The sequence below is a fragment of the Nocardioides stalactiti genome (assembly GCF_014180715.1).
GTDB lineage: Bacteria > Actinomycetota > Actinomycetes > Propionibacteriales > Nocardioidaceae > Nocardioides > Nocardioides stalactiti.
The window spans coordinates 1-24,627 of the sequence record NZ_JACEFC010000064.1; the positions used below are offsets into that span (position 1 = coordinate 1).

At 70.3% G+C, this 24,627-nt stretch carries 23 protein-coding genes and 1 riboswitch; of the genes, 15 read left to right on the forward strand and 8 right to left on the reverse strand.

Going from position 1 to position 24,627, the window contains the following annotated elements; all coding sequences use genetic code 11:
- Positions 1–124: 124 nt before the first annotated feature.
- Entirely contained in the window at positions 125–415 is a 291-nt protein-coding gene (locus H0487_RS13455; protein ID WP_312855944.1) for a DUF2530 domain-containing protein, read from the reverse strand.
- A 52-nt stretch (positions 416–467) separates the two neighbouring features.
- Here H0487_RS13455 and H0487_RS13460 point away from each other — a divergent pair, with 52 nt between their 5' ends.
- The 7 genes from H0487_RS13460 to trmB all read left to right on the forward strand — a co-directional run bounded on the left by H0487_RS13460 (position 468) and on the right by trmB (position 7,707).
- Positions 468–1,919, forward strand: a complete 1,452-nt coding sequence (locus H0487_RS13460; protein WP_183094747.1) for an NCS2 family permease — start codon at positions 468–470, stop codon at positions 1,917–1,919.
- A gap of 213 nt (positions 1,920–2,132) precedes the next feature.
- A complete protein-coding gene (rpsL, locus tag H0487_RS13465) occupies positions 2,133–2,507 on the forward strand; it encodes a 30S ribosomal protein S12 (RefSeq protein WP_109692297.1) in 375 nt (124 codons plus the stop codon).
- 1 nt (position 2,508) lies between these two features.
- Positions 2,509–2,979, forward strand: coding sequence for a 30S ribosomal protein S7 (gene rpsG / locus H0487_RS13470; protein ID WP_183094748.1), 471 nt, complete (start codon positions 2,509–2,511; stop codon positions 2,977–2,979).
- 80 nt (positions 2,980–3,059) lie between these two features.
- The gene (gene fusA, locus H0487_RS13475; RefSeq protein ID WP_183094749.1) at positions 3,060–5,174 is read left to right on the forward strand and encodes an elongation factor G; all 2,115 of its coding nucleotides are present in this window, start codon (positions 3,060–3,062) and stop codon (positions 5,172–5,174) included.
- Positions 5,175–5,255: 81 nt separating this feature from the next.
- Entirely contained in the window at positions 5,256–6,449 is a 1,194-nt protein-coding gene (tuf, locus tag H0487_RS13480) for an elongation factor Tu (protein WP_183094750.1), read from the forward strand.
- A gap of 101 nt (positions 6,450–6,550) precedes the next feature.
- Entirely contained in the window at positions 6,551–6,967 is a 417-nt protein-coding gene (locus H0487_RS13485; RefSeq protein WP_220793378.1) for a DUF4190 domain-containing protein, read from the forward strand.
- 65 nt (positions 6,968–7,032) lie between these two features.
- The gene (gene trmB / locus H0487_RS13490; RefSeq protein ID WP_183094751.1) at positions 7,033–7,707 is read left to right on the forward strand and encodes a tRNA (guanosine(46)-N7)-methyltransferase TrmB; all 675 of its coding nucleotides are present in this window, start codon (positions 7,033–7,035) and stop codon (positions 7,705–7,707) included.
- On the opposite strand, the gene H0487_RS24320 is transcribed toward trmB, so the two are convergent.
- On the reverse strand, positions 7,688–8,419 hold the full coding sequence (locus H0487_RS24320) for a tetratricopeptide repeat protein (protein WP_183094752.1): 732 nt from the start codon (positions 8,417–8,419) through the stop codon (positions 7,688–7,690). The two genes, trmB and H0487_RS24320, sit on opposite strands and share 20 nt — an antisense overlap.
- 296 nt (positions 8,420–8,715) lie before the next feature.
- Here H0487_RS24320 and phoH2 point away from each other — a divergent pair, with 296 nt between their 5' ends.
- The 6 genes from phoH2 to H0487_RS13525 all read left to right on the forward strand — a co-directional run bounded on the left by phoH2 (position 8,716) and on the right by H0487_RS13525 (position 14,976).
- The gene (gene phoH2, locus H0487_RS13500) at positions 8,716–10,023 is read left to right on the forward strand and encodes an RNA 5'-3' helicase PhoH2 (protein WP_183094753.1); all 1,308 of its coding nucleotides are present in this window, start codon (positions 8,716–8,718) and stop codon (positions 10,021–10,023) included.
- Positions 10,024–10,235: 212 nt separating this feature from the next.
- Complete coding sequence (locus H0487_RS13505) at positions 10,236–10,898, forward strand: aggregation-promoting factor C-terminal-like domain-containing protein (protein ID WP_183094754.1); 663 nt, start codon at positions 10,236–10,238, stop codon at positions 10,896–10,898.
- A gap of 299 nt (positions 10,899–11,197) precedes the next feature.
- Positions 11,198–11,737: a TasA family protein gene (locus H0487_RS13510; RefSeq protein WP_183094755.1), complete on the forward strand. Its 540-nt coding sequence runs from the start codon at positions 11,198–11,200 to the stop codon at positions 11,735–11,737.
- A gap of 119 nt (positions 11,738–11,856) precedes the next feature.
- Positions 11,857–12,516 carry a signal peptidase I gene (locus tag H0487_RS13515; protein ID WP_183094756.1) on the forward strand — a complete coding sequence of 220 codons (660 nt, stop codon included), beginning with the start codon at positions 11,857–11,859 and terminating at the stop codon, positions 12,514–12,516.
- A 175-nt stretch (positions 12,517–12,691) separates the two neighbouring features.
- Complete coding sequence (locus H0487_RS13520) at positions 12,692–14,527, forward strand: Ig-like domain-containing protein (protein WP_220793379.1); 1,836 nt, start codon at positions 12,692–12,694, stop codon at positions 14,525–14,527.
- 41 nt (positions 14,528–14,568) lie between these two features.
- Positions 14,569–14,976: a hypothetical protein gene (locus H0487_RS13525; protein WP_183094757.1), complete on the forward strand. Its 408-nt coding sequence runs from the start codon at positions 14,569–14,571 to the stop codon at positions 14,974–14,976.
- 3 nt (positions 14,977–14,979) lie between these two features.
- On the opposite strand, the gene H0487_RS13530 is transcribed toward H0487_RS13525, so the two are convergent.
- Genes H0487_RS13530 through H0487_RS13555 form a run of 6 tightly spaced genes read right to left on the reverse strand, consistent with a single transcriptional unit; the run spans position 14,980 to position 22,876 of the window.
- Positions 14,980–16,371, reverse strand: coding sequence for a class II fumarate hydratase (locus H0487_RS13530; RefSeq protein ID WP_183094758.1), 1,392 nt, complete (start codon positions 16,369–16,371; stop codon positions 14,980–14,982).
- Between the two features lie 27 nt (positions 16,372–16,398).
- The gene (locus tag H0487_RS13535; RefSeq protein ID WP_183094759.1) at positions 16,399–17,412 is read right to left on the reverse strand and encodes a hypothetical protein; all 1,014 of its coding nucleotides are present in this window, start codon (positions 17,410–17,412) and stop codon (positions 16,399–16,401) included.
- 12 nt (positions 17,413–17,424) lie between these two features.
- The gene (locus H0487_RS13540; RefSeq protein WP_183094760.1) at positions 17,425–19,368 is read right to left on the reverse strand and encodes a hypothetical protein; all 1,944 of its coding nucleotides are present in this window, start codon (positions 19,366–19,368) and stop codon (positions 17,425–17,427) included.
- Positions 19,369–19,408: 40 nt separating this feature from the next.
- On the reverse strand, positions 19,409–19,702 hold the full coding sequence (locus H0487_RS13545) for a TFIIB-type zinc ribbon-containing protein (protein ID WP_183094761.1): 294 nt from the start codon (positions 19,700–19,702) through the stop codon (positions 19,409–19,411).
- Between the two features lie 22 nt (positions 19,703–19,724).
- Positions 19,725–21,164 carry a GGDEF domain-containing protein gene (locus tag H0487_RS13550; protein ID WP_183094762.1) on the reverse strand — a complete coding sequence of 480 codons (1,440 nt, stop codon included), beginning with the start codon at positions 21,162–21,164 and terminating at the stop codon, positions 19,725–19,727.
- Positions 21,165–21,190: 26 nt separating this feature from the next.
- Entirely contained in the window at positions 21,191–22,876 is a 1,686-nt protein-coding gene (locus H0487_RS13555) for a fumarate hydratase (RefSeq protein ID WP_312855945.1), read from the reverse strand.
- A gap of 64 nt (positions 22,877–22,940) precedes the next feature.
- On the opposite strand from H0487_RS13555, the gene H0487_RS13560 reads away from it, so the two are divergent.
- On the forward strand, positions 22,941–24,038 hold the full coding sequence (locus H0487_RS13560; protein WP_183094764.1) for an NAD(P)-binding domain-containing protein: 1,098 nt from the start codon (positions 22,941–22,943) through the stop codon (positions 24,036–24,038).
- Positions 24,039–24,173: 135 nt separating this feature from the next.
- Positions 24,174–24,283, forward strand: a riboswitch (TPP riboswitch).
- Positions 24,284–24,627, forward strand: a 344-nt coding sequence (locus tag H0487_RS13565) for a thiamine phosphate synthase (RefSeq protein WP_183094765.1), incomplete at its 3' end; no start/stop codon positions are given.

Genomic DNA, 24,627 nt, shown 5'->3' on the forward strand with positions numbered 1-24,627 from the left:
CCCGACGAGGGCGTCGGCCAGCCGCCCCTCGCCGTCGACGTCGACGCCGTCCTCGACGAGCTGGGCGAAGCGGCGGGCGTAGCCCGTGTTCCTCTCCCCGCCGAGCTCCCAGCGGGAGGGCCGGTCAGGCATCCGTCGCGTCGCGTTCGGCCCGGAAGCGGCGCCGGCGCTTGCAGTACTCCATGCCGAGGAGGCCGAGGCCGACGCCGGTGAGGCACATCCACAGCAGCCAGGTGCTGCCCGACTCCTCGAGCCGACCGTAGAACGGCAGCAGTCCGACGAAGCCGAGCAGGAACAGCGCCGTGCCGACCTGGACGGTCCGTACGCCGTCCACGTCGAGGGGCTCGACGGGCGCGATCAGGTAGGTCCGGTTGCCGATCTCGTGCTGGGTCGGCTGCTCGTCGCGCAGTTCCACGGAGCCCACGTTAGTCCTCGCCGGGGCGTCGTGGTTCTGGCACAGTGCCCTCATGAGCAGCGGGCAGGCCTCGGCCACCTCGGGCGTCGACAGGTTCTTCCACATCTCCGAGCGCGGCTCCACGGTCGGCCGGGAGGTCCGCGGCGGACTCGTCACCTTCTTGACGATGGCCTACATCATCGTGCTCAACCCGATCATCCTGCTGGGCGGCATCGACATCGACGGCGAACGTCTGGCCGGGGGCGACGGCGCCCAGATCGCCGCTGCCACCGCCCTGGTCGCCGGGGTGCTGACGATCCTGATGGGTGTGGTCGCGAACTTCCCGATGGCGCTGGCGACCGGGCTCGGCCTCAACGCGTTCGTCACCTACTCGGTGGCGAGCCAGATGACCTGGGCCGACGCGATGGGCCTGGTCGTGATCGAGGGCCTCATCATCCTCGCGCTCGTCCTGACCGGGTTCCGCAAGGCGGTCTTCGACGCGGTCCCGCCCCAGCTCAAGGTCGCGATCGCGGTCGGCATCGGCCTCTTCCTCACCATCATCGGGCTGGTCGACGCGGGCTTCGTGCGCAGCACCGGGCTCGCGGCGCCGCCCGTCCAGATCGGGGTCGCCAACCAGCTCCAGGGCTGGCCGGTCGGGGTCTTCTGCCTGGGCCTGGCGCTGCTCATCGCCCTCTACGCCCGTCGGGTGCCCGGCGCGATCCTCATCTCGATCCTGGTGACGACGGTCGTCGCGATCATCGTCGAGAAGGTGGCCGACATCGGCCCGACCTTCACCGCCACCGGGGTCAACCCGAACGGCTGGAACCTCAACGTGCCCGTCCTCCCCGACAAGGTCGTCGACGTGCCGGACCTCGGCCTGCTCGGGGAGTTCAGCCTGCTCGGCTCGTGGGAGAACGCGGGCTTCGTGACGGTGTGCCTGCTCATCTTCACGCTGCTGATCTCGGACTTCTTCGACACCATGGGCACGATGACCGCGATCGGCAAGGAGGCGGGCCTCCTCGACGCCGACGGCGTCCCACCGAACACCCAGCGGATCCTCCTCGTCGACTCGATCGCCGCAGCCGCAGGTGGTGCGGCGGGGGTCTCGTCCAACACCTCCTACATCGAGTCCGCCTCCGGTGTCGCCGAGGGCGCGCGGACCGGCCTGGCGAGCGTGGTCACGGGCCTGCTGTTCCTGGTCGCGATGTTCGTGGCGCCGGTGGTGACGGTGATCCCCAACGAGGCGGCCGTACCGGCACTGGTCCTGGTCGGCTTCCTGATGATGCAACAGGTCAAGGGCATCGACTGGGACGACCTGGAGATCGCGCTGCCGGCGTTCCTGACCATCGTGCTGATGCCGTTCACCTACTCGATCTCGGTCGGCATCGGGGCCGGTTTCGTCAGCTACGTGTTCCTCAAGCTGGTGCGCGGCAAGGTCGGTGAGGTGCACCCGTTGCTCTGGGTGATCGCCGGCCTCTTCGTCGTCTACTTCGCGATCCATCCCCTGACCGACTGGGTCACCTGAGAACCCGGGTCCCAGGGGAGTGCCCATCGATTTTGACCCCCCTGTGAGCGGCCGGTAGCCTCGTTCCTTGTGTCTGGGGTCCCAGGCACGTCGCGCGCGCCCTCGGTCCGGTCCTTCGGACGACGGGTGCGCTCACCGGCACAGCTTCACCGCAGTTCTCCGTGCCCGGCAGGTCGCCGGACCGTGAAAGTCAAGAGGAAAGGGAACCACCAGGTGCCCACCATCAATCAGTTGGTCCGCAAGGGCCGCCAGGACAAGGTGTCCAAGAACAAGACGCCTGCCCTGAAGGGTTCGCCCCAGCGACGCGGTGTGTGCACCCGCGTCTACACCACCACCCCGAAGAAGCCGAACTCCGCCCTCCGCAAGGTCGCCCGTGTGCGCCTGAGCAGTGGCGTCGAGGTCACCGCCTACATCCCGGGTGAGGGTCACAACCTGCAGGAGCACTCGATCGTGCTCGTCCGCGGCGGTCGTGTGAAGGACCTGCCCGGTGTCCGTTACAAGGTCATCCGTGGCGCCCTGGACACCCAGGCCGTGAAGAACCGTAAGCAGGCTCGCAGCCGCTACGGCGCCAAGAAGGAGAAGAGCTGACATGCCGCGCAAGGGCCCCGCGCCGAAGCGTCCCCTCGACGTCGACCCGGTCTACGGCTCGCAGCTGGTCACCCAGCTCGTGTCGAAGGTGCTGATGGACGGCAAGAAGCAGGTTGCGCAGCGCATCGTCTACACCGCTCTCGAAGGCACCCGCGAGAAGACCGGCATCGACCCGGTCATCACGCTCAAGCGTGCGCTCGACAACGTGCGTCCCGCCATCGAGGTCAAGTCCCGCCGTGTCGGTGGCGCGACCTACCAGGTCCCGATCGAGGTCAAGGGCACGCGTGGCACCACGCTCGCGCTGCGCTGGCTCGTGGGCTACGCCCAGGACCGCCGCGAGAAGACCATGAGCGAGCGCCTCATGAACGAGATCCTCGACGCCTCCAACGGTCTCGGTGCCGCTGTGAAGAAGCGCGAGGACACCCACAAGATGGCCGAGTCCAACAAGGCCTTCGCCCACTACCGCTGGTGACCTGGTCGGGACGGGCGCCCCACAGGGCTGCCCGTCCCGGCACTCACCTGCCCACTACTTCCTAAGGAACGCTGACTCACGTGGCAGTCGACATCACGACGGACCTGAACGTCGTCCGCAACATCGGCATCATGGCGCACATCGACGCCGGCAAGACCACCACCACCGAGCGCATCCTCTTCTACACCGGCATCACCTACAAGATCGGTGAGGTCCACGAGGGTGCCGCGACGATGGACTGGATGGAGCAGGAGCAGGAGCGCGGCATCACGATCACGTCGGCCGCGACGACCTGCTGGTGGAAGAAGCACCAGATCAACATCATCGACACCCCCGGCCACGTGGACTTCACGGCCGAGGTCGAGCGTTCGCTGCGCGTCCTCGACGGCGCGGTCGCGGTGTTCGACGGTGTCGCCGGTGTCGAGCCCCAGACCATGACCGTGTGGCGTCAGGCCAACAAGTACTCCGTCCCCCGGATGTGCTTCGTCAACAAGCTCGACCGCACGGGCGCGGACTTCTTCCGTTGCGTCGACATGATGGTCGAGCGCCTCAACTCCACCACCCTGGTCCTCCAGCTCCCGATCGGTGCCGAGTCCGACTTCATCGGCGTCGTCGACCTGGTCGAGATGAAGGCCAAGGTCTGGCGCGGCGAGACCCAGATGGGCGAGGACTACGCCATCGAGGAGATCCCGGCCGACCTGCAGGAGCAGGCCGCGGAGTACCGCGAGAAGCTGGTCGAGACCCTCGCTGAGGCCGACGACGACATCATGGAGGTCTACCTCGAGGAAGGCGACGTCTTCGACGTCCCGACCCTCAAGGCCGCCATCCGTCGCGCGACCCTCGCCGACAAGCTCAACCCGGTCCTGTGCGGCACCGCGTTCAAGAACAAGGGCGTCCAGCCCCTGCTCGACGCGGTCGTCGACTACCTGCCCTCGCCGCTCGACATCGACGGCATCGTGGGTCACGACCCGCGCGACGAGGAGAAGGAGGTCACGCGTCAGCCGTCCGACAGCGAGCCCTTCTCCGGTCTCGCCTACAAGATCGCGACCGACCCGCACCTCGGCAAGCTGATCTACGTCCGCGTCTACTCGGGCAAGCTCGAGGCCGGTTCGACCGTGGTCAACTCGGTCAACGGCCGCAAGGAGCGGATCGGCAAGGTCTACCAGATGCACGCCAACAAGCGTGAGGAGATCGCGTCGGTCGGCGCCGGCCAGATCGTGGCCGTGATGGGTCTGAAGGACACCAAGACCGGTCACACGCTGAGCGACCCGAGCAACCAGGTCGTCCTCGAGTCGATGACGTTCCCGGCGCCGGTGATCGAGGTCGCGATCGAGCCCAAGACCAAGAGCGACCAGGAGAAGCTCGGAACCGCGATCCAGCGGCTCTCCGACGAGGACCCGACCTTCGTCGTCAAGACCGACGAGGAGACCGGCCAGACGATCATCGCCGGCATGGGCGAGCTCCACCTGGAGATCCTGGTCGACCGGATGAAGCGTGAGTTCAAGGTCGAGGCGACCGTCGGCAAGCCGCAGGTCGCCTACCGCGAGACGATCCGCAAGGACGTCACGAACCACTCCTACACCCACAAGAAGCAGACGGGTGGCTCGGGCCAGTTCGCCAAGGTCGTCGTGTCGCTCGGCCCGAACACCGACCCGGAGACCGGTCTCGGCGTGGGCTACGAGTTCATCAACAACGTGTCCGGTGGTCGCGTGCCGAAGGAGTACATCCCCTCGGTCGACCACGGTGGCCAGGAGGCCATGGAGTTCGGCGTGCTCGCCGGCTACCCGATGGTCGACGTGAAGTTCACCCTCGAGGACGGCGCCTACCACGACGTCGACTCCTCCGAGCTCGCGTTCAAGATCGCCGGTCTGCAGGCGTTCAAGGAAGCCGCCCGCATGGCCAAGCCGGTCCTGCTGGAGCCGGTGTTCGCCGTCGAGGTCACGACCCCGGACGGGTTCCTCGGCACCGTGATCGGCGACATCAACAGCCGTCGCGGACAGATCCGCGCGCAGGAGGAGCGTCACGGCGACATCGTCGTGAGCGCCCTCGTGCCGCTGTCCGAGATGTTCGGGTACGTTGGCGACCTGAGGTCCAAGACCTCCGGCCAGGCTTCGTACTCGATGGAGTTTGACTCGTACGCCGAGGTTCCCACGAACATCGCCGACGAGATCATCAAGAAGGCTCGTGGCGAGTAGTCATCCGACTACAGACCCGGCCCTCGGCGCACCACCCCTTTAGTACGAGTCAAGTAACACACCAATCAGGAGGAGCCCCCAGTGGCTAAGGCGAAGTTCGAGCGGACCAAGCCGCACGTCAACATCGGCACCATCGGTCACATCGACCACGGCAAGACGACGCTGACCGCGGCGATCACCAAGGTGCTGCACGACAAGCACCCGGACCTCAACGAGGCTTCGGCGTTCGACCAGATCGACAAGGCTCCCGAGGAGCGCCAGCGCGGTATCACCATCTCGATCGCGCACGTCGAGTACCAGACCGAGGTGCGTCACTACGCGCACGTCGACTGCCCGGGTCACGCCGACTACATCAAGAACATGATCACCGGCGCGGCCCAGATGGACGGTGCGATCCTCGTCGTCGCCGCCACCGACGGTCCGATGCCGCAGACGCGTGAGCACGTGCTGCTCGCCCGCCAGGTCGGCGTGCCGGCCCTGGTCGTGGCGCTCAACAAGTGCGACATGGTCGACGACGAGGAGCTCATCGAGCTCGTCGAGATGGAGGTGCGCGAGCTCCTCTCCGAGTACGAGTTCCCGGGCGACGACATCCCGGTCGTTCGCGTGGCGGCCTTCCCGGCCCTCAACGGCGACGCGAAGTGGGGCGACTCCGTCGCCGAGCTGATGCAGGCCGTGGACGACTACATCCCCACGCCGGCTCGTGACACCGACAAGCCGTTCCTCATGCCCGTCGAGGACGTCTTCACGATCACCGGTCGCGGCACGGTCATCACCGGCCGTATCGAGCGGGGCATCGTGAAGGTCAACGAGGAGGTCGAGATCATCGGCATCCGCGAGACCTCGCAGAAGAGCACCGTCACCGGTGTCGAGATGTTCCGCAAGCTCCTCGACGAGGGCCAGGCCGGTGAGAACGTCGGTCTGCTCCTCCGTGGCACCAAGCGCGAGGACGTCGAGCGCGGCATGGTCGTGATCAAGCCGGGCACGACCACCCCGCACACCAACTTCGACGCGTCGGTCTACATCCTGTCGAAGGAGGAGGGCGGCCGTCACACGCCGTTCTTCAACAACTACCGTCCGCAGTTCTACTTCCGCACCACGGACGTGACCGGCGTCGTGACCCTCCCCGAGGGCACCGAGATGGTCATGCCGGGCGACAACACTGAGATGGCCGTCGAGCTCATCCAGCCCATCGCCATGGAAGAGGGCCTCCGGTTCGCCATCCGTGAGGGTGGCCGCACCGTGGGTGCGGGTCGCGTCACCAAGATCACGAAGTGAACCACTTCCTGATCTGACCTGACAGTCGCTCGACGGGCCCGGACCGCAAGGTCCGGGGCCGTCGTGTTTCCCGACCACCCCACGATGGGAAGATCTGAGCCATGAGCGAGCAGCACCCGCAGGACCCGTCCGCGTCGCAGCAGCCCCCGCAGTACGGGACGCCGCCTCCGGCCCCGCAGGTCCCCCCGCAGAACCCGTACCAGCCCTACGGGACGACGCCGGGTTACAGCGCCACGGGTGCGCCGATGTGGGTGCCCGACCACCCCAAGGCCACGACGGTGCTGATCCTCGGCATCCTCGGCATGGCCGTCTGCCAGATCCTCGCGCCGGTCGCCTGGGTGATGGGATCGCGGGTCAAGAAGGAGATCGAGGCGTCGGGCGGCCGCTACGCCGGCAGCAGCCAGGTGACGGTGGGCTGGATCCTCGGCATCGTCGGCACGGTCCTGATGATCCTCGGGCTGCTGTTCTTCATCCTCTACCTCGTCGTCGTGGTGATCGCGATCGGCGCCAGCGCGTGACCGAGGACCGTGGGGGTGTTCTCCCCGCGCGTCCGCACCACAAGCTGACCGACGACGGGCGGCGGATGCGTGAGGTCCTCACGTACAGCCGTCGCGGCAGCCGGTTCACGCCGCAGCAGGCGGCTGCCTGGGACGCGCGCCACGAGGAGTGGGTGATCCCGGACGAGGCGGTCGACCAGCCGGGGTTCTCGTTCGACACCTGGTTCGGCCGTGGACCGGACGAGCGCGACGGCCTCGTCGTCGAGATCGGCTCGGGCGTCGGGGAGGCCACAGCAGCCCTTGCTGCGGCGCGTCCGACGTACGACGTCCTGGGCTTCGAGGTGTGGAAGCCCGGTGTCGCCAACACGCTCGGCCGCCTCGACGAGGTCGGGGCGACCAACGTCCGGATGTGCGGGGTCGACGCCGTGTGGTCCGTCGAGCACCTGCTCGCGCCGGGCAGCATCGCCGAGCTGTGGACGTTCTTCCCCGACCCGTGGCACAAGAAGAAGCACAACAAGCGCCGGTTGGTGACCCCGGCGTTCGCCGCACTGGTCGCGACCCGGCTCCGTCCCGGCGGGCTCTGGCGGCTCGCCACGGACTGGGCCGACTACGCCGACCAGATGGTCCAGGTGCTCGACGCCGATCCCGACTTCGAGGGCGGCGTCGCCGAGCGCTGGGACGAGCGGCCGGTGACCAAGTTCGAGCGCAAGGGCGTCGCCGCCGGCCGGTCGATCACCGACCTCACCTATCGCCGCCGGTAACGGCCTCGAGGAGCCCGATCTCCTCGTCGACGTAGGGGTCCTCCTCGCCGGAGGCGACCAGCTCGGCCTTGAGCGTGCGCTGCATCGCGAGCGCCTCGTCGGTGCGGCCCAGGTTGCGCAGTGCCCAGGCGATCATCCAGCGGGCCACCCGGGTCTGGGCCGGGTCGCCGATCCGCTCCCGGGCCCGCAGCGCCCACCGGAACGACGCCAGGGCGGCGTCCCAGTCGCCGGTGTCGGCGCGCGCCATCCCGAGGTTGTTGAGGAGCGAGGCGTCCCAGTCGCGGGCGCGGGGGTCGGGGGAGGCCTCGGCGACCTGGAGGGCCCGCTCGGTGACGGCGATCTGCTCGGCACCCTCGCTCACCAGGGCCAGCATGTGCAGCGCGTCGACGTGGAGCTCGTCGAGGGTGGCGTCGGCGGCGCGGAGCACCGCCCGCCCGAACTCCGTGCGGCCCGCGGCCGGGTCGCCCGCCGAGCGGTGCAGGCGGCCGCGCTCGAGAGCCACCCGGGTCACGACCTCGGGGTCGCGCTCGCCGGCCAGGCGGTCCAGCAGCAGGTGCCCCTCGGCGTACTTCCCCTGGAGCCCGAGCGCCCGGGCGACCTGCGTGAGCCACACCGCCCGCTCATGGTCGTCGGCCGTTGCGTCGGCCGCGACGCGGAACCGCTGCTCCGAGCCGGCGGGGTCGTCGAAGTCCCACAGGTCCTTGGGGTGCACGGGGCCCAGTCTGGCCCGTGGTCGGGTCCGGACCGGAGGATTTCCGGTCACACAGTGTTCACGCCCGCGTTCGGGCGTGTCGCCCGGAACGGGCATCGGAGCGGCGTACCTTCGCAAGCACTGGCGGGTGGGGAAGCCCGCCACATCGGGAGGCCCGACGTGACGAACCACGGCTGTGCACCCCGGTCCCTCTTCAACGAATAGGGCCGGGCGCGACAGACGCGTGCGGTCCGGTGAGGTGCGAAGTGCCGAAATCGAAGTCACGCGCCGTTGCCAGCCCCGACCACGCGGAGGTCGTGCCCGTTCCGGGCCGACGCACCTACGTGCTCGACACCAGCGTGCTGCTCGCCGATCCCGGCGCGCTGCGACGGTTCGAGGAGCACGAGGTGGTCCTGCCGGTGGTGGTCATCACCGAGCTGGAGGGCAAGCGGCACCACCCCGAGCTGGGGTACTTCGCCCGCAGCGCCCTGCGGATGCTCGACGAGATGCGGATCAGCCACGGACGGCTCGACACGCCCGTCCCCGTCGGTGATGAGGGCGGCACCCTCCGGGTCGAGCTCAACCACACCGACGCGACGTCGCTCCCGTCCGGCTTCCGGCTGGGTGACAACGACACGCGGATCCTGGCGGTGGCGCGCAACCTCGCCGACGAGGGCTTCGACGTCACCTTGGTCTCCAAGGACCTGCCGCTGCGGATCAAGGCGTCCGCGGTCGGGCTGGCCGCCGACGAGTACCGGTGGGAGACGGTCAACGACTCCGACACCGGTTACTCCGGCCTCGCCGAGCTGGAGGTCGCGGCCGCCGACCTCGACGAGCTGTACGACGACGGGACGCTCGACCTCGAGGAGGCCCGCGACCTGCCCTGCCACCAGGGCCTCGTGCTGCTCTCCGACCGCGGGACCGCGCTCGGCCGGGTCGGACCGGACAAGCAGGTCCACCTGGTCCGCGGTGACCGCGAGGCGTTCGGCATCCACGGCCGTTCGGCCGAGCAGCGGATCGCGCTGGAGATGCTGCTCGACCCCGAGGTGGGGATCGTCTCCCTCGGGGGGCGAGCCGGCACCGGCAAGTCGGCGCTGGCCCTGTGTGCCGGGCTGGAGGCCGTCATGGAGCGCCGTCAGCACAAGAAGGTCGTCGTGTTCCGTCCGCTGTTCGCCGTCGGTGGCCAGGAGCTCGGATACCTGCCGGGCTCGGAGTCGGAGAAGATGTCGCCCTGGGCGCAGGCCGTGTTCGACACCCTCGGGGGCCTCACCTCGCCCGACGTGATCGAGGAGGTCCTCGACCGCGGGATGCTCGAGGTGCTGCCACTCACCCACATCCGCGGCCGCTCGCTGCACGACTCGTTCGTGATCGTCGACGAGGCACAGTCCCTGGAGCGCAACGTCCTGCTGACGGTGCTCTCCCGGATCGGGGCGAACTCCAAGGTGGTCCTCACCCACGACGTCGCCCAGCGTGACAACCTCCGGGTCGGCCGCCACGACGGGGTCGTCGCGGTCGTCGAGAAGCTCAAGGGCCACCCGCTCTTCGCCCACGTGACGCTGGCTCGCTCCGAGCGCTCCCCGATCGCCGCCCTGGTGACCGAGATGCTGGAGAACGTCGTCGTCTGACGAGTCGACCTCCTGTCGGCTCGAGATGCCAGATGTGGGGCGGGTGTGGCCCCTGTGATCAGCGGGGCCGCACCCGCCGTCCACCCCCTGGTGCGTCGGTTTGCGACCGGCGGACAAGTCAGGCACTGTGTCCCGAGTTGCCCTGTGACCGAGACGACATCGTCGTCGTCCCGCGAAGGTGACCTCCTGCCGTCTACCCACGGATCTCGCTCTTGACCCACCACGCCAAGCCGGCCCCCCGGCATCGCGGTGCGCCCAAGCACGCCCACCTCAAGGAAGCCCCCAAGAAGGCTGTCCGCAACACGGTGGTCCTCTCGGGCGTCGCTCTCGCGGTCACCGGGATCACGATCGGTGGCGGGCTCCTCGGCAAGGGCGAGGCGAAGGCACCGGGCATCACGGCCGACCTGGACGCAGCCGTCGGGGACCTGACGATCGACGTCCCGGTCGCCGACACCGGCACCCGGCTTCCGGTCGTCTCCCGTGACGACCACCGCGGTGCGGCCGACCCGGCCAAGCAGGCCGGGCTCGTCCAGGGCGACGCCGCTGCCGTGACCGAGTCCGAGCAGCTCTCCGACTCCGACCCCAAGGACATCGCACGCGCGCTGATGGGCGACTTCGGCTTCAGCCAGTCGCAGTTCGGCTGCCTCGACGCCCTCTGGACCCGCGAGTCCAACTGGAACGTCTACGCCGACAACCCGACCTCGTCGGCCTACGGCATCCCGCAGTCGCTCCCCGGGTCCAAGATGGCGAGCGCCGGCAGCGACTGGGCGACCAACCCGGTCACCCAGATCACCTGGGGCCTCGGCTACATCCGGGACCGCTACGGCAGCCCCTGCTCCGCCTGGGGCCACTCCGAAGCCGTCGGCTGGTACTGAGTTGAATGGCCCGAGCGTGTCGCAGACGGTGCGACACCGCCCGGGCGCGCAGTCGACGTAGTCGGCGGCTGAGGTCGTCGGGCGGGGCCGTAGCGCCTCGCCGGCCGGGTTTTCGCGAGCAGGCCGACTGCGCTCGTGGGGAGTTTTGCGAACGGTTCCGAGGTGTGGTCGTTCTGAGGATCTCGCGTTGCCTTTCTGTGGTCCTGGGCTTCGTAGCGTTCTGGTCATCGGGAAGAACACCCCGCACAGACCACCAGGAATAGCCCGGATCGGGCGTCCGGAACTCAGGAGAACCAGTCATGGCCACGAAGAACAAGACCCGCAAGCTGCTCGTCCCGCTCGCCACCCTCGTTGCCGCCGGCGCGATCGCGGTGGGCTCGGGTGCGACGTTCACCTCGACCTCGGGCAACACGATCAGCGCGGTCACGGCCGGCACCCTGACCCACTCCAACTCCAAGGCCGACCAGGCGATCTTCAACCTGACGAACATGAAGCCGGGCGACACGCTCAACGGCACGCTGACGCTGACCAACACCGGGTCGTTGCCGGCGGCGTTCTCGCTGACCGAGGTGTCCTCCTCCAACGGGTTCACCGGTTCGAACCTGACCCTGGACATCGTGGACACCACCTCGGGCTCCACGGTCTACTCCGGTTCCTTCGGTGGCCTGGCCGACGGCGCGAAGAACGAGCTGGGCACCTGGGCCGCCGGTGCTGCCCACGCGTTCAAGTTCACCGTCAAGCTCAACCAGGACACCCCGAACGCCGACCAGGGCAAGACCGCCAACGCGGTCTACAAGTGGGACTCCGTCCAGCTCGACGGCCAGACCTACAACCAGTGATCCGAACCGATCATCACTGATCTGACGGTGGCGGGGCGCTCTTGGGGGGCGCCTCGCCACGGTCGTTCCGCAGCGCTTGACGCCAGCACCTGAACCGCCCGACCCGCCAGGAGCCACCGATGTCCCGCAAGCACCGTCACACCACCCGCACGCCGTTGTCCCGGCGTGTGATGGGGTGGAGCCTGAACGCTCTGATCCTGGCGATCACGTTGGTGTGCCTGGCGTGGCTGGCGCCCTCGGCGTTCGGGTACAGCCGCTACGTGATCACCGGTGGCTCGATGTCGGGGACGATCGAGAAGGGCTCGGTGGTCTTCGAGAAGCCGGTCGGGGTCGACGACCTCGAGGTCGGTGACGTGATCACCTACCAGCCGCCTGCGGGGGCGGGCACGACCTCGCTGGTGACCCACCGGATCGTGGCGATGGAGCCCGCCGAGGGAGGCGGGGTGCTGTTCACCACCCAGGGCGACGCGAACCCCGACCCCGACCCGTGGCACTTCAAGCTGGTCGACCAGGACCAGCCCGTGGTCCAGTTCCACGTCCCCCACGCCGGCTGGGCGTTCATCGCGCTGGCCGACCGCCAGGTCCGGATCGCCCTGATCGGCGGACCCGCCGCCCTGATCGCCCTGCTCGCCCTCGGCCAGCTCCTCAGCGGCCTCCGCAGGAGCGACGACGACCAGGACGACGACCAGGACGACGACCAGGACGACGCCGTCGACGGCGCCACCGACCAGCAGGCTGGCGCGCCTGCTGCGGAGGTCCCGGCCCTCCAGCCGGCCTGAGCCCCGCCGACCCGCACCAGCCGACTGTTACCGAGTTGTGGGGCACGGCCCGGCATCTGTTGCCGGGCCGTGGTCTGGTCCTGCCTAGCGTTGGAGGCGCCGCAATCGCACCGGGACCGCAGCCGACTGCACCCGCACCGAACCGCACCGAAACCAGATCCGAGGAGCACTCCTGATGGCACGCCGACCGCTGAAGCTGATGATGGCCCTGGGGGCTGTCATGGTGGTGGCGTTGTTCGGGATGCCGTCGTTCTCCTCCGCCACGTTCACCGCGACCACCCAGAACGCGACCTCGACCGTCGCCGCAGCGTTCGACTGGACCGCACCGGTGGTCTCGGTCAACGACCCGGGCAGTGTCATCAAGGACACCGTGACGATCACCGCGAACGCGACCGATGCCCGTTCGGGGATCAACAACGTCGTGGTCCAGTACCTGGCCCCCAACGCGGTCACCTGGACCACCCTGTGCACCGACACCACCAGCCCCTACACCTGCAGCTGGAACACCAAGCTCGTCGCGGACGGCTCCTACAGCCTGCGCGCGATCGCGACCGACAACGCCGGCTACACCACCACCAGCGACCCGGTCACCACCCAGATCGCCAACAACCTCCTCGTGGTCCTCTCCGACCCCGGCGACATCGTCAAGGGCAACGTCTCCTTGACCACCACCATCTACAACGCCGGCCTGGCCGTGCCCAGCGTGAAGGTCGAGTACGCCCTCGCGGGCACCACCACCTGGCGCACCCTCGGCGTCTGTACCGCCCTGCTCCTCCCGCCCTACCCCTGCACCTGGAACACCACCAGCGCCACCTTCACCCAGGGCGAGTCCTACGACCTGCGCGCCGTCGCGACCATCGGGACCACCACCACGACCTCCGCGACCGTCACCGAGGTCATGATCGACAACACCGCCCCGACCGTGACCATGACCGACCCCGGCACCCCGCTGCGCGGCACCACCACCTTCGCCGCCACCGCGACCGACGCCGACGCCGGCATCACCACCGTGGCCCTGCAGTACCAGCGCACCGGCACCACCACCTGGACCACCTTCTGCACCCTGTCCGCCGAGCCCTACTCGTGCCGCTACGACACCAACCAGCTCGCCGACGCCACCTACGCCTTCCGCGCCATCGCCACCGACGCCATCAACAACACCACGACCTCCACCGCGATCACCGGCCGCGTCGTGGACAACACCGTGGCCGCCGTCGCCGTCGAGGACCCCGGCGCGTTCCTGGCCGGCACCGTCACCGTCACCGCCTCGGCCTCCTCCAGCTCCGGGATCATCAACGTGCGCATCGAGCGCGCCCCCGTCGGCACCGCCACCTGGACGACCCTGTGCACCGACACCACCAGCCCCTACACCTGCACCTGGGACACCACCACCGTCAGTGACGGCCTCTACGACCTCCGCGCCGTCCTGACCGACCCCCAGAACCGCGTCACGACCTCCACCACCCTGACCAACCGCCGCGTCGACAACAGCCCCCTCCGCGGCTACGACGTCCAGACGGCCAACGGCGGCTCGACCGCCTTCAAGCTCGGGACAGGGGACACCCTCAAGCTGACCTACACCGACCAGGTCGCTCCCGGCAGCATCAGCACCGGCTGGAACGGTACGACGAGCCTCGCCGTCGTGCTCCGACTGCGCGACGCCCTCCTGGTCGGCTCCAGCGGGAACAACGACACCATCGACGTCCTCAAGACCGCCGGCGGCACCGCCCTGCCCCTGGGCAGCATCAACCTCAAGCAGAACTACATCAAGAACAACAAGACCGCCCAGTTCAACGCCACGCTCACGGCCGCCACCACCACCGTCGACGGCACCACCGCCACCGTCTACACGATCACGATCGGCACCCTCGCCAGCGGCGGCAGCGTCCGCGCCCCCGGCGCCACCTCGACGATGGTCTGGACCCCCGGCGCCGGTGCGCTCGACCTCGAGGGCCGCGCCTGCTCCACCGCCCCCGTCAGCGAGCGCGGTGCGCTCGACAAGGAGTTCTGATGGGTGCCTCCGTACCAACGGGCGACCGGGGAGGGAACGCCGTGATCCGCGGCAGACACGAGTGGGGACTTGCCCTGCCGCGGATCACGGCCCTGCTGACCGCTGTCCTCGCGGGCATGGTCGCAGGGGAGCTGGCGACGGCCGCGTCCGTCGAGCGCTACGCCGTTGCGCTCGTCGGCGCGGTCGTCGTCGGTGCCCTGGTCTCGGCCGTCCGGTTGTGGTCCTCCGACTCCTACGACGCGCGGCTCGCCATCGGCGGGCTGGCGACCGTGGTGCTCGTCGGCCAGCTGCTGACGAGCATCCTCGGCGGTCCGGTCGGCCCGGACCCGGGCTGGGACGTCGCAGGGGCAGCGGTCGCGGTGACCGCCGTGGTCGTCCTCGTGCTGGTCGCGGTGGTGTCCTTCGCGCCCTGTCAGACGCAGCGGCGCACGCACCCCTACGCGCTCTGAGCGTCAGCCGCGCCCGGTCATCGCGTCGACGTCGAGAGCCGCGTCGAGCTGCTCGAGGGTGAGCTCGCCCCGGTCGACGTAGCCCATCGCGAGCACGGTCTCGCGGATGGTGGCCCCGTCGGCCAGTGCCTGCTTGGCGATCGTGGCCGCCGCCTCGTAGCCGAGGTGGCGGTTGAGCGGGGTCACCACCGACGGGGAGGACTCGGCGTAGCGGCGCATCCGGGCGGCGTCGGCGGTGACCCCGTCGATGCACCGCCGGGCGAGGGTGGTCGTCGAGGTCGAGAGCAGTCGGATCGACTCGAGGAGGTTGCGGGCGAGGACGGGCATGGCGACATTGAGCTCGAAGCTGCCGCTGGCGCCGGCCGCAACCACGGCAGCGTCGTTGCCGATGACCTGCATGCACACCATCAGCGTCGCCTCCGGCAGGACGGGGTTGACCTTGCCGGGCATGATCGAGGAGCCCGGCTGGAGGTCCGGCAGGTGGATCTCGGCGAGGCCGGTCGTGGGCCCGGATCCCATCCAGCGCAGGTCGTTGCAGATCTTCGTCAGTCCGACCGCGATCGTGCGCAGCACGCCGCTCAGCTCGACCAGCGCGTCGCGGGTGCCCTGGGCCTCGAAGTGGTTGCGGGCCTCGGTGAACGGCTGGCCGGTCTCCTCGGCCAGGACGGCGATGGCGCGCGCGGCGAACCCGGGCGGGGTGTTGATCCCGGTCCCGACCGCGGTGCCGCCGAGGGGCAGCTCCTGGACCCTCGGGAGGACGGACGCGAGCCGCTCGACGCCGTACCGGACCGTCGCTGCGTAGCCGCCGAGCTCCTGGCCGAGTGTCACCGGGGTGGCGTCCATCAGGTGGGTGCGCCCCGACTTCACCAGGTCGGCGAACTCCGCGGCCTTGGCCTCCAGCGACCGGGCGAGGACGTCGAGCGCCGGCTCGAGGTCCTCGACGACCGCGAGCGCAGCGGCGACGTGGATGGCGGTGGGGAAGGTGTCGTTGCTGGACTGGCTCGCGTTGACGTGGTCGTTGGGGTGGACCTCGGTCCCGCCGAGCGCGGCGATGCTGGCGATCACCTCGTTCATGTTCATGTTCGAGCTGGTCCCCGAGCCCGTCTGGAACACGTCGACCGGGAAGTGCTCGCCGTCCTCTCCGGCCGCGATGCGGGACGCCGCCGCGACGATGGCCTCCGCCTGGTCCGCCGGCAGCACGCCGAGGTCCTGGTTGGCCGTCGCCGCGGCCGCCTTGACCAGCGCGAGCGCGCGGATCAGCCGCGGCTCCAACGGCGTGCCGCTGAGGGGGAAGTTCTCCACGGCGCGCTGGGTCTGGGCCTTCCAGAGCGCCCAGGCCGGGACCCGGACCTCGCCCATGGAGTCGTGCTCGACGCGGAAGTCAGGGTCGTTCATGGACTCGACAGTACCCACGGGGGTCGGTCAGGGGCCCTCGTCGCAGAGCTCGTCGTCCCCGAGGTCGAACGCCTCGATGATCTCGTCGTCGAGGTCCACGGCGCCGTACTGGCCGAAGCCGTTGCCGTCGCCCTCGTAGCTCCATCCCCAGAACAGCTGGAGGTCGCCCTGGTAGGCGACACCGGCGTTGAAGGCGGTGTCGGTGTAGGGGCAGCCGACCGGCTTGCGGTCCACCTCGACCAGCTCGCCGTCCTTCTCGAGCAGCAGTACGACGGACGCGGCGGTGCCGTCGTGGACGAGGCGGACCTCCGCCGTGATGCCGTCCTCGACGACCGCCACGCTGGAGAGCTCCTCCGCGTCGGTCCCGCCCTCGGACGCGTCGGCGCTCGGGTCGTCGCCGCCGTCGCCGTCGTCGCCGCCGTCGTCGCGCAGCGCCATCAGCGCGGCGACCACCACGGCGACGACGAGGAGGACGACGACGCCACCGATGAGCAGCGGGTTGCGGCGACGGGTCGCGCTCGCACCGGCCTGCGGGGGCGGAGGGGGAGGCGGGGGATCCAGGCTGGTGACCCGGGTCGCCTCGGAGACCGGCGGCTGGGGCGTGGTGTCGTCGGGAGTGACGACCTTGGTCTCGTGGGACGAGCCGAGGGACGAGGCGACGGCGGGGTGCTCGGGAGGAGACACGGAGTCCGGGCGCGGTGGCCGGGGGAGCACCACTTCGGCGGGCACGGCGCCGACGGCGTAGGCCAGCACGGACAGCGCCCACCGGGCACCGCTCGACTCGCTGGTGCCGCGATCACGGGCGAGCAGGTCGCCCTGGGCGGCGATCGAGGTCGCCGGGTCGGCACCGATCGCGAGCTGGTCGGTCAGCCGCTGGAGGGAGCCGGCGGCGATCGCGCCGACGAGCAGGCTCACCTCGCCGGTGGAGGCGGAGCCCTCGGCGACGAAGTCGTCGAACGCAGCGCGGAAGGTCGTCGGGTCGGCGAAGACGTGGGGGCCCACCTCGGCCCGGAGCTCGGCCAGCTCGTCGTGCAGTGCCACGGGCACAGCATGTCAGAGGGGCACGCCTCCGGTGGTGCTGTAGTACTGGAGCCGCTCGGCGAGGTAGCCGCCGTCGTCGTCCGGCGAGGTCGCCTCGTTGCCCCGGCCACCGTTGGTCACGCCGTCCTCGGCCGCGTCGCACGGGCAGGTCATCGACGACGGTTCGATGTCCACGCCGAAGACGATGCCGATCGCGCCAGCGTCGCGCAGCGCCACGAGCCCGGCGAAGTCGTCGCTTCCGAGCAGCCACTCCACCCAGCTGTCGCGGTAGTGGTACGGGGAGTCGTCCATCGTGGCGTAGACGCCGTTGCCGACCGGCACGTTGTCGAGGACCACCCGGGTGTCGGTCGCGGCCGAGATCGCGCCGACCCAGGTCAGGAGGACGTCGAAGAAGTCCGGGCCGGCGAGGTACCGCGGGCCCCGGGCGCCGGCCTCCGCGTAGGTCAGGATCGTGTCGAGGAAGTCGTAGCGGGCACCGAGGGTCGCGTACGAGTCGCCGAACGCGGCTGCCCACATCTCGACCTCCATGGCGCTCGGCACGTCGGGAAGGAAGTCGTTGCCCACCTGCCACGGAGAGACGGTCAGGCCGATCCGGACCCGGGGCGCGAGCTCGTCGCGGAGGGCCAGCCAGCCCTGCGCCCAGCCGGCGAAGGAGTCGGGCAGGCCGTCGAGGCCCGGGACACCGGTGCGGCCGACGGCGGTCGGGACCGAGGTGGCGTCGGGGTACGCCGACAGCACGAGGCCCGGCAGGTCGGACTCGGCCACGAGGTCGACCGGTGCGTCGAGGTCGCCGAGGCGGGCCAGCAGGTCGCGGACGTTGGTCCAGTACGCCGACATCAGCTCGTCGTCGTCGAGCACCTCGAAGAGCTCGTCCTCGCCGACGTTGCCGCCGCCCTGGCCGACCTGCTGGAGCGCGTAGTACTTCACGCGAGCGGGCACGCCGCTGTCGAGCAGGGCCGCGACCGTCCGGGCGGTCGGCTCGGGCCCGGTCGAGGCCTGGACCCCTGGTTCCAGCGGGTCGCCGCCGCTGAAGACCTCGGTGGCCACGTCGTCACCGAAGTGGGCACCGACCTCGCCCCACCGTTCGGCCGGAAGCCGGACGACGACCTGGAGGGTCTCCGGGAAGCCCTCGGGCGCCGAAGCGAGGTCGGCGGGCGGGTCGGGGTAGGCGTCCCCGCCGTCGTCGATCCCACCGTCGTCGCTCCCACCGTCGTCGGACACGTCGGCGCTGGTCGTGTCGCGGGCCGTGTCGTCCGGGTCGTCGTCGCGACCGAGCAGCACCACCGCTCCGACCGTGACGACGGCGAGCACGACAGCGGTCGCCAGGAGCGCGGGGCCCTTGCTCCGTCCAGCCGGGGCCGGCGCGGACGCCGGGGTCGCGGCAGGGACCGGTGCCGGAGCAGGCGTCGGGGCCGGTGGGGGAGGAGGTGGTGGCGGAGGAGGTGGTGCGGCGGCTGCCGCCGCACCGCTGGCCGTCGGGACGCTCCCCGGGGGCGGTGGCGGTGGTGCGGGGACCGGAGCGCCGGCCGTCGGGGCGAACCGCGTCTCCGAGGTGTCCGGTGGCTGCTCGTCCGTCGGGGTGCGCGGGTCGGACGAGCTGCTGAACGCGGTCGGCCGGGTGCTGACGAGGTCGGCGTTCGTGACCATGCCGCGGGCGAAGAGGAGGGACGACAGCGCCCAGCGGGCCCCGGCCGTCTCGACCGTGCCGCGGTCGCGCGCGAGCCGCTCGCTCTCGGCGGTCAGCGCGGTGGCGGGATCCGCGCCGAGATCCAGCTGTCCGACGAGTCGCTGCAGCGACCCCGTCGCGATCGCGTCCACCAGGAGACGCACCTCACCGGTCGTCGCGGCGCCCTCGGCGATGAAGTCGTCGAACGCAGCGCGAAACGCGACCGGGTCGGCGAAGACGTGGGGGCCGACCTCGGCTCGGAGCTCAGCCAGCTCGTCGTGCAGTGCCACCGGCCCAGCATGGCACCCGTGGCGCCGCGCCGGGACGGGCTCAGTCGAAGATCTCGCTGAGCCAGCTCTCCCGCTTCTTCTTCTTGTAGTAGCCCTGCTGCGGCGGGTACTGCTGCTGCGGACGGCGCTCGTCGTACCGGTCGTACTGCTGCGGGGGCGGTGCGGCCTGCTGCGGGGCAGCCGCAGCAGGCTGGGGCATCGAGACCGACCGGTCGATGATCTTGTCGAGCTCACCCCGGTCGAGCCACACTCCGCGGCACTGGGGGCAGTAGTCGATCTCGATCCCGTTGCGGTCGCTCATCACCAGCGTGGACTCGTCGATCGGGCAGCGCATGCGTTCTCCTGGCGTAGGGGGCTTACTCCTGCTCCAACGGAGGAAGGTCCGCGACGGTTCCCGGCGGCGGGCCTGACACCTGGTCCCGTCCGGCCCCCTTGGCGCCGTACAACGCCAGGTCGGCGTAGACGAGGACCTTCGCGGCGGTCAGGTCGCCCGCGTCGACCGCGGCGAACGGCACCAGGCCGACCGAGACGGAGACGCGGTGCCGGGGGTCCTCGGGCGACACGGCGAGCGACCGGCCCGCCTCGCGCGCGACCAGCCGGATCCGCTCCGCGACAGCGGCACACCCCGCCTCGTCGCCGGCCCGGACGAGCACGGCGAGCTCGTCGCCACCGAGCCTGGCCAACGCATCGCCCTCGCGGAGGTGCTCCTGGATGCGGGCGCCGAGGGCGACCAGCACCGCGTCCCCGGCGTGGTGGCCGAGGGTGTCGTTGACCTCCTTGAAGTGGTCGACGTCGATGGCCAGCAGGCCGCCGGTACGGCTCCCCTGACGGACCTCCGCGAGCTGGGCCTCCAGCGCCGCCTCGAAGCTGCGGCGGTTGAGCAGCCCGGTGAGCGGGTCGTGGTCGGCGAGGTGTCGCGAACGCTCCTCGGAGGCGCGGAGGTCGTCGGCCGTCGCGCGCACGGTCTCGGCGGTCACGCTCACCACTCCTGCGAGGGTGGCGACCATGGCGCCCGTGATCAGTGCGACCGCGAGCTCGTGCTGGTACCAACCCGCCTGCTCGCCGGTCAGGGCGAGGATGCCGAGCAGTGGGGGTGCGAGGACGACGGTCGGGAGGAGCCTTCGGGTCAGCTGGCCGGTCGCGCCCGCGTCCCACAGGTACCGGAGGGGGCGACGGTCGGCGTGGGAGGCGAGGACGCCGACGGCCAGCAGGGCCAGCGCCACGGCGGAGGGGGCGGACATGCCGATGACCTCGGACGTGCTCGTGAGCTCCTCGGCGCCGAAGGCGTAGCCCGTCTCCACGGCGAGCACGATCAGGCAGAACCCGGCGACTGCGATCTTGTCGACCTGGCGGGCCCATCCCCGTCCGACACCGGACAGCGCCCGCTCCAGCGAGAACAGCAGGACCGCGATCGAGAACTGCGGTGCGGGACGACCGGGGTAGCGCGACTCGGTGTCGTCGTCGAAGAGCAGCTGGTCGATCCTCAGGTCGGCGCCGGTGACCCACTCGACCAGGACACCCGCGCCGATCAGGAACGGTACGACGACCGTGGTCCACCACAGCGCGGGTCGGCGGGTGCGCGCCACCAGGAACGTCGCGCCCGCACCGATGACCGCCACGGCCGAGAGCGGCTTCATCGCGGGGAGCGACGGGTCGATGGCGCTGAGGACCGTGACGTCGGCGGACCAGCCGAGCAGCACGGCGGTGCCGATCACGACCGTGGCCCAGCCGATCGAGCGGGGGACCGCATGGACCCACGCAGGAGGCTGCCCGGTAGGGGTCACCAGGACGGTCATCGGCTGCTCTGTCGTCGGGTGCTCGGCTACTCGGCGGAGCGGACCCGGATCCCGCTGATCGGGACGTTGACGGCGCCGGAGGGGTCGGTGAAGAAGTCGTTGCCCTTGTCGTCGACCACGATGAAGGCGGGGAAGTCCTCGACCTCGATCTTCCAGACCGCTTCCATGCCGAGCTCGGGGTACTCGATGACCTCGACCGACTTGATGCAGTCCTGGGCCAGCCGTGCGGCGGGGCCACCGATCGAGCCGAGGTAGAAGCCTCCGTGCTCGTTGCACGCCTCGGTGACCTGCTTGCTCCGGTTGCCCTTGGCGAGCATCACCATCGAGCCTCCTGCGGCCTGGAACGACTTCACGTAGGAGTCCATTCGGCCAGCGGTGGTGGGTCCGAAGGATCCGGAGGCGAATCCCTCGGGCGTCTTCGCCGGTCCGGCGTAGTAGACCGGGTGGTCCTTCAGGTACTGCGGCATGTCCTCGCCGGCGTCGAGCCGCTCCTGGATCTTGGCGTGCGCGATGTCGCGCGCCACCACGAGCGGGCCGGTCAGGGAGAGCCGGGTCTTCACCGGGTGCTGCGAGAGCGTCGCGAGGATGTCGCTCATCGGCTGGGTGAGGTCGATCTCGACGACCTCCCCGCCCTGGATGAGGTGCTGCTCCTCGGTGTCGGGGAGGTACTGCGCCGGGTCGGTCTCGAGCTGCTCGAGGAAGACGCCCTCGGCGGTGATCTTGCCCAGCGCCTGGCGGTCCGCGGAGCACGAGACGGCGATCGCCACCGGGCAGGACGCGCCGTGCCGGGGAAGCCGGACCACGCGGACGTCGTGGCAGAAGTACTTGCCGCCGAACTGGGCGCCGATCCCGAACGACTGGGTCAGCTTGAAGACCTCCTCCTCGAGCTCGAGGTCGCGGAAGCCGTGCGCGCTCATCGAGCCCTCGGTCGGGAGGTTGTCGAGGTAGTGCGCGCTCGCGTACTTCGCCGTCTTGAGGGCGAATTCCGCGCTCGTGCCGCCGATGACGATCGCCAGGTGGTACGGCGGGCAAGCCGCGGTGCCGAGCGAGCGGATCTTCTCGTCGAGGAAGGTCAGCATCCGCTTCGGGTTGAGGATCGCCTTCGTCTCCTGGAACAGGAACGACTTGTTGGCCGAGCCGCCGCCCTTCGCCATGAAGAGGAACTTGTACTCCGGACCCTTCTCGCCCTGGGCGGTCGAGTAGAGCTCGATCTGGGCCGGGAGGTTGGTGCCGGTGTTCTTCTCGTCGTAGGTCGTCAGCGGCGCGAGCTGGCTGTAGCGCAGGTTGAGCTTGGTGTAGGCGTCGTACACACCCTTGCTGATCGCCTCGGCATCGTCGGCGCCCGTGAGCACGCCCTCGGACTTCTTGCCCATCACGATCGCCGTGCCGGTGTCCTGACACATCGGGAGGACGCCGCCGGCGGAGATGTTGACGTTCTTGAGCAGGTCGAGCGCGACGAAGCGGTCGTTGCCCGACGCCTCGGGATCGTCGATGATCTTGCGCAGCTGCGTCAGGTGCGCGGGCCGCAGGTAGTGGCTGATGTCGTGCATCGCCTCGGCGGTCAGCTGCCGGATCGCCTCGGGGTCGACCTTCAAGAAGGTGCGGCCATCGACCTCGAAGGTCGAGACGCCTTCCGTCGTGATCAGGCGATAAGGAGTGTCGTCCTTGCCGGTCGGGAGGAGGTCGGAGTACCGGAACTCTGCGTCAGCCACGGTGTCCGAGGATACGCGCGTGCCCGGCTGGGCATAGCGGGAGTCCGGAGTTGGTTGACGTGTCATGCACTTGTACGACGCCGTGGTGATCGGAGCGGGCCAGGCGGGCCTGTCGGCGTCCTACCACCTCCGTCGGCTGGACATCGACCACGTCGTCCTCGACGCCGACGCCAGGCCCGGCGGCGCCTGGCAGCACCGGTGGGACACGCTGACGATGGACGACGTGCACGGGGTCGCGGACCTGCCCGACGGTCCGGCGCCGGGACGCGGGGGCGACCGCGCCAACAACGTGATCCCCGGCTGGTTCGGCGACTACGAACGCACCTTCGGGCTCCCGGTCGTGCGGCCGGTCCGGGTCGACCGCGTCGAGAGCGACGGGGACCTGCTCGTCGTACGTGCCGGGGAGCGGGCCTGGACCACCCGCACCCTCGTCAACGCGACCGGCACCTGGACGCGGCCCTTCGTGCCGTCGTACCCGGGGGCGGAGACGTTCGTCGGCGAGCAGCTGCACACGGTCGACTACCCGGGGCCAGAGCACCTCGTGGGCAAGCGGGTGCTGGTCGTCGGGGGAGGGGCGTCCGCCGTGCAGTTCCTCGGGGAGCTCGCGCCGGTGACCGACGTGCTGTGGGCGACCCGTCGGCCGCCGGTATGGCGTGACGACTGGAGCGAGCAGGCCGGCCGNGACTGGAGCGAGCAGACCGGCCGCGACGCGATCACGCTCGTGCAGGAGCGGGTCGCGCGGGGGCTGCCGCCCGCGAGCGTCGTGAGCGTGACCGGGCTCGGCCTGCGGCCGCAGGAGCAGGAGGCCGCGCGGCGCGGCGTGTACGACGCCCGGCGGCCGATGTTCGCCCGGATCGAGCCCGACGGCGTGCGCTGGGCGGACGGGTCGTTCGAGCACGTGGACGTGATCCTCTGGGCGACCGGCTTCCGCCCGGCGGTGGCGCACCTGGCGCCGCTGCACCTGCGGTCCCCGCTCGGCGGCATCGCGCTCACCTCCGTCGGTCGCGACGTGCAGACCGCCGTGATCTCGACGGTCGACCCGCGGGTGCAGCTGGTCGGATACGGACCCTCGGCGAGCACGATCGGCGGCAACCGGGCTGGTCGCGCCGCCGCCACCGCCGTACGCCGCCACCTCGCCGAATCGCCCCTGTTGCTGGGTTGAGTTGCCCACCGTGCGCCCTCGAGTCGCCCAGCTTGCTGGCGAGTCGGGGCCGCAAGGGGGGCGAGTCGGGGCCGCAAGGGGGGCGAGTCGGGGCCGCAAGGGGGGGCGACTCGTCGGTGGGCTACGGTGGTCGCACTCATCAAGCACGGGAGTCCGCGGCAGTGGACTGAGAGGGAGCTGGAGCCGCTCCGACCGTCGAACCTGATCCGGGTCATGCCGGCGAAGGAAGCGAAGGAGCAGCCCCCATGGGCCGTGTGGAGTCCGTTCCCCGTCTGACCTGCCTGGTCTCTGACCTCGACGACCTCGGCCTGCTGCCGGCGTTGGTCGACGCCGGCGTCGATGCGTTCCAGGTCCGGGCGAAGACGCTCGGCGGTCGCCCGCTGACCGCGTTGACCGAGCGCGTGATCGCCGCGGCCCGGCCGGCGGGCGCCCTGGTGGTGGTCAACGACCGCCTCGACGTCGCGTTGGCGGCCGGTGCCGACGGTGTCCACCTCGGTGCGACCGACCTGCCGGTCCGGGCCGCCCGCCGGATCGCGCCCGGACTGCTGGTCGGTGCGACCTGCCGGTCGCGCGCTGAGGTGGAGGAGGC

What these genes read in the sequence shown, in the direction of transcription:
- trmB (WP_183094751.1), top strand. Translation starts at nt 7,033, where the DNA reads ATGCGTGAGGTCCTCACGTACAGCCGTCGCGGCAGCCGGTTCACGCCG.
- H0487_RS13545 (WP_183094761.1), bottom strand. Translation starts at nt 19,702, where the DNA reads ATGCGCTGCCCGATCGACGAGTCCACGCTGGTGATGAGCGACCGCAAC.
- H0487_RS13460 (WP_183094747.1), top strand. Translation starts at nt 468, where the DNA reads ATGAGCAGCGGGCAGGCCTCGGCCACCTCGGGCGTCGACAGGTTCTTC.
- H0487_RS13485 (WP_220793378.1), top strand. Translation starts at nt 6,551, where the DNA reads ATGAGCGAGCAGCACCCGCAGGACCCGTCCGCGTCGCAGCAGCCCCCG.
- H0487_RS13530 (WP_183094758.1), bottom strand. Translation starts at nt 16,371, where the DNA reads ATGAACGACCCTGACTTCCGCGTCGAGCACGACTCCATGGGCGAGGTC.
- H0487_RS13510 (WP_183094755.1), top strand. Translation starts at nt 11,198, where the DNA reads ATGGCCACGAAGAACAAGACCCGCAAGCTGCTCGTCCCGCTCGCCACC.
- H0487_RS13520 (WP_220793379.1), top strand. Translation starts at nt 12,692, where the DNA reads ATGGCACGCCGACCGCTGAAGCTGATGATGGCCCTGGGGGCTGTCATG.
- rpsG (WP_183094748.1), top strand. Translation starts at nt 2,509, where the DNA reads ATGCCGCGCAAGGGCCCCGCGCCGAAGCGTCCCCTCGACGTCGACCCG.
- H0487_RS13515 (WP_183094756.1), top strand. Translation starts at nt 11,857, where the DNA reads ATGTCCCGCAAGCACCGTCACACCACCCGCACGCCGTTGTCCCGGCGT.
- H0487_RS13550 (WP_183094762.1), bottom strand. Translation starts at nt 21,164, where the DNA reads ATGACCGTCCTGGTGACCCCTACCGGGCAGCCTCCTGCGTGGGTCCAT.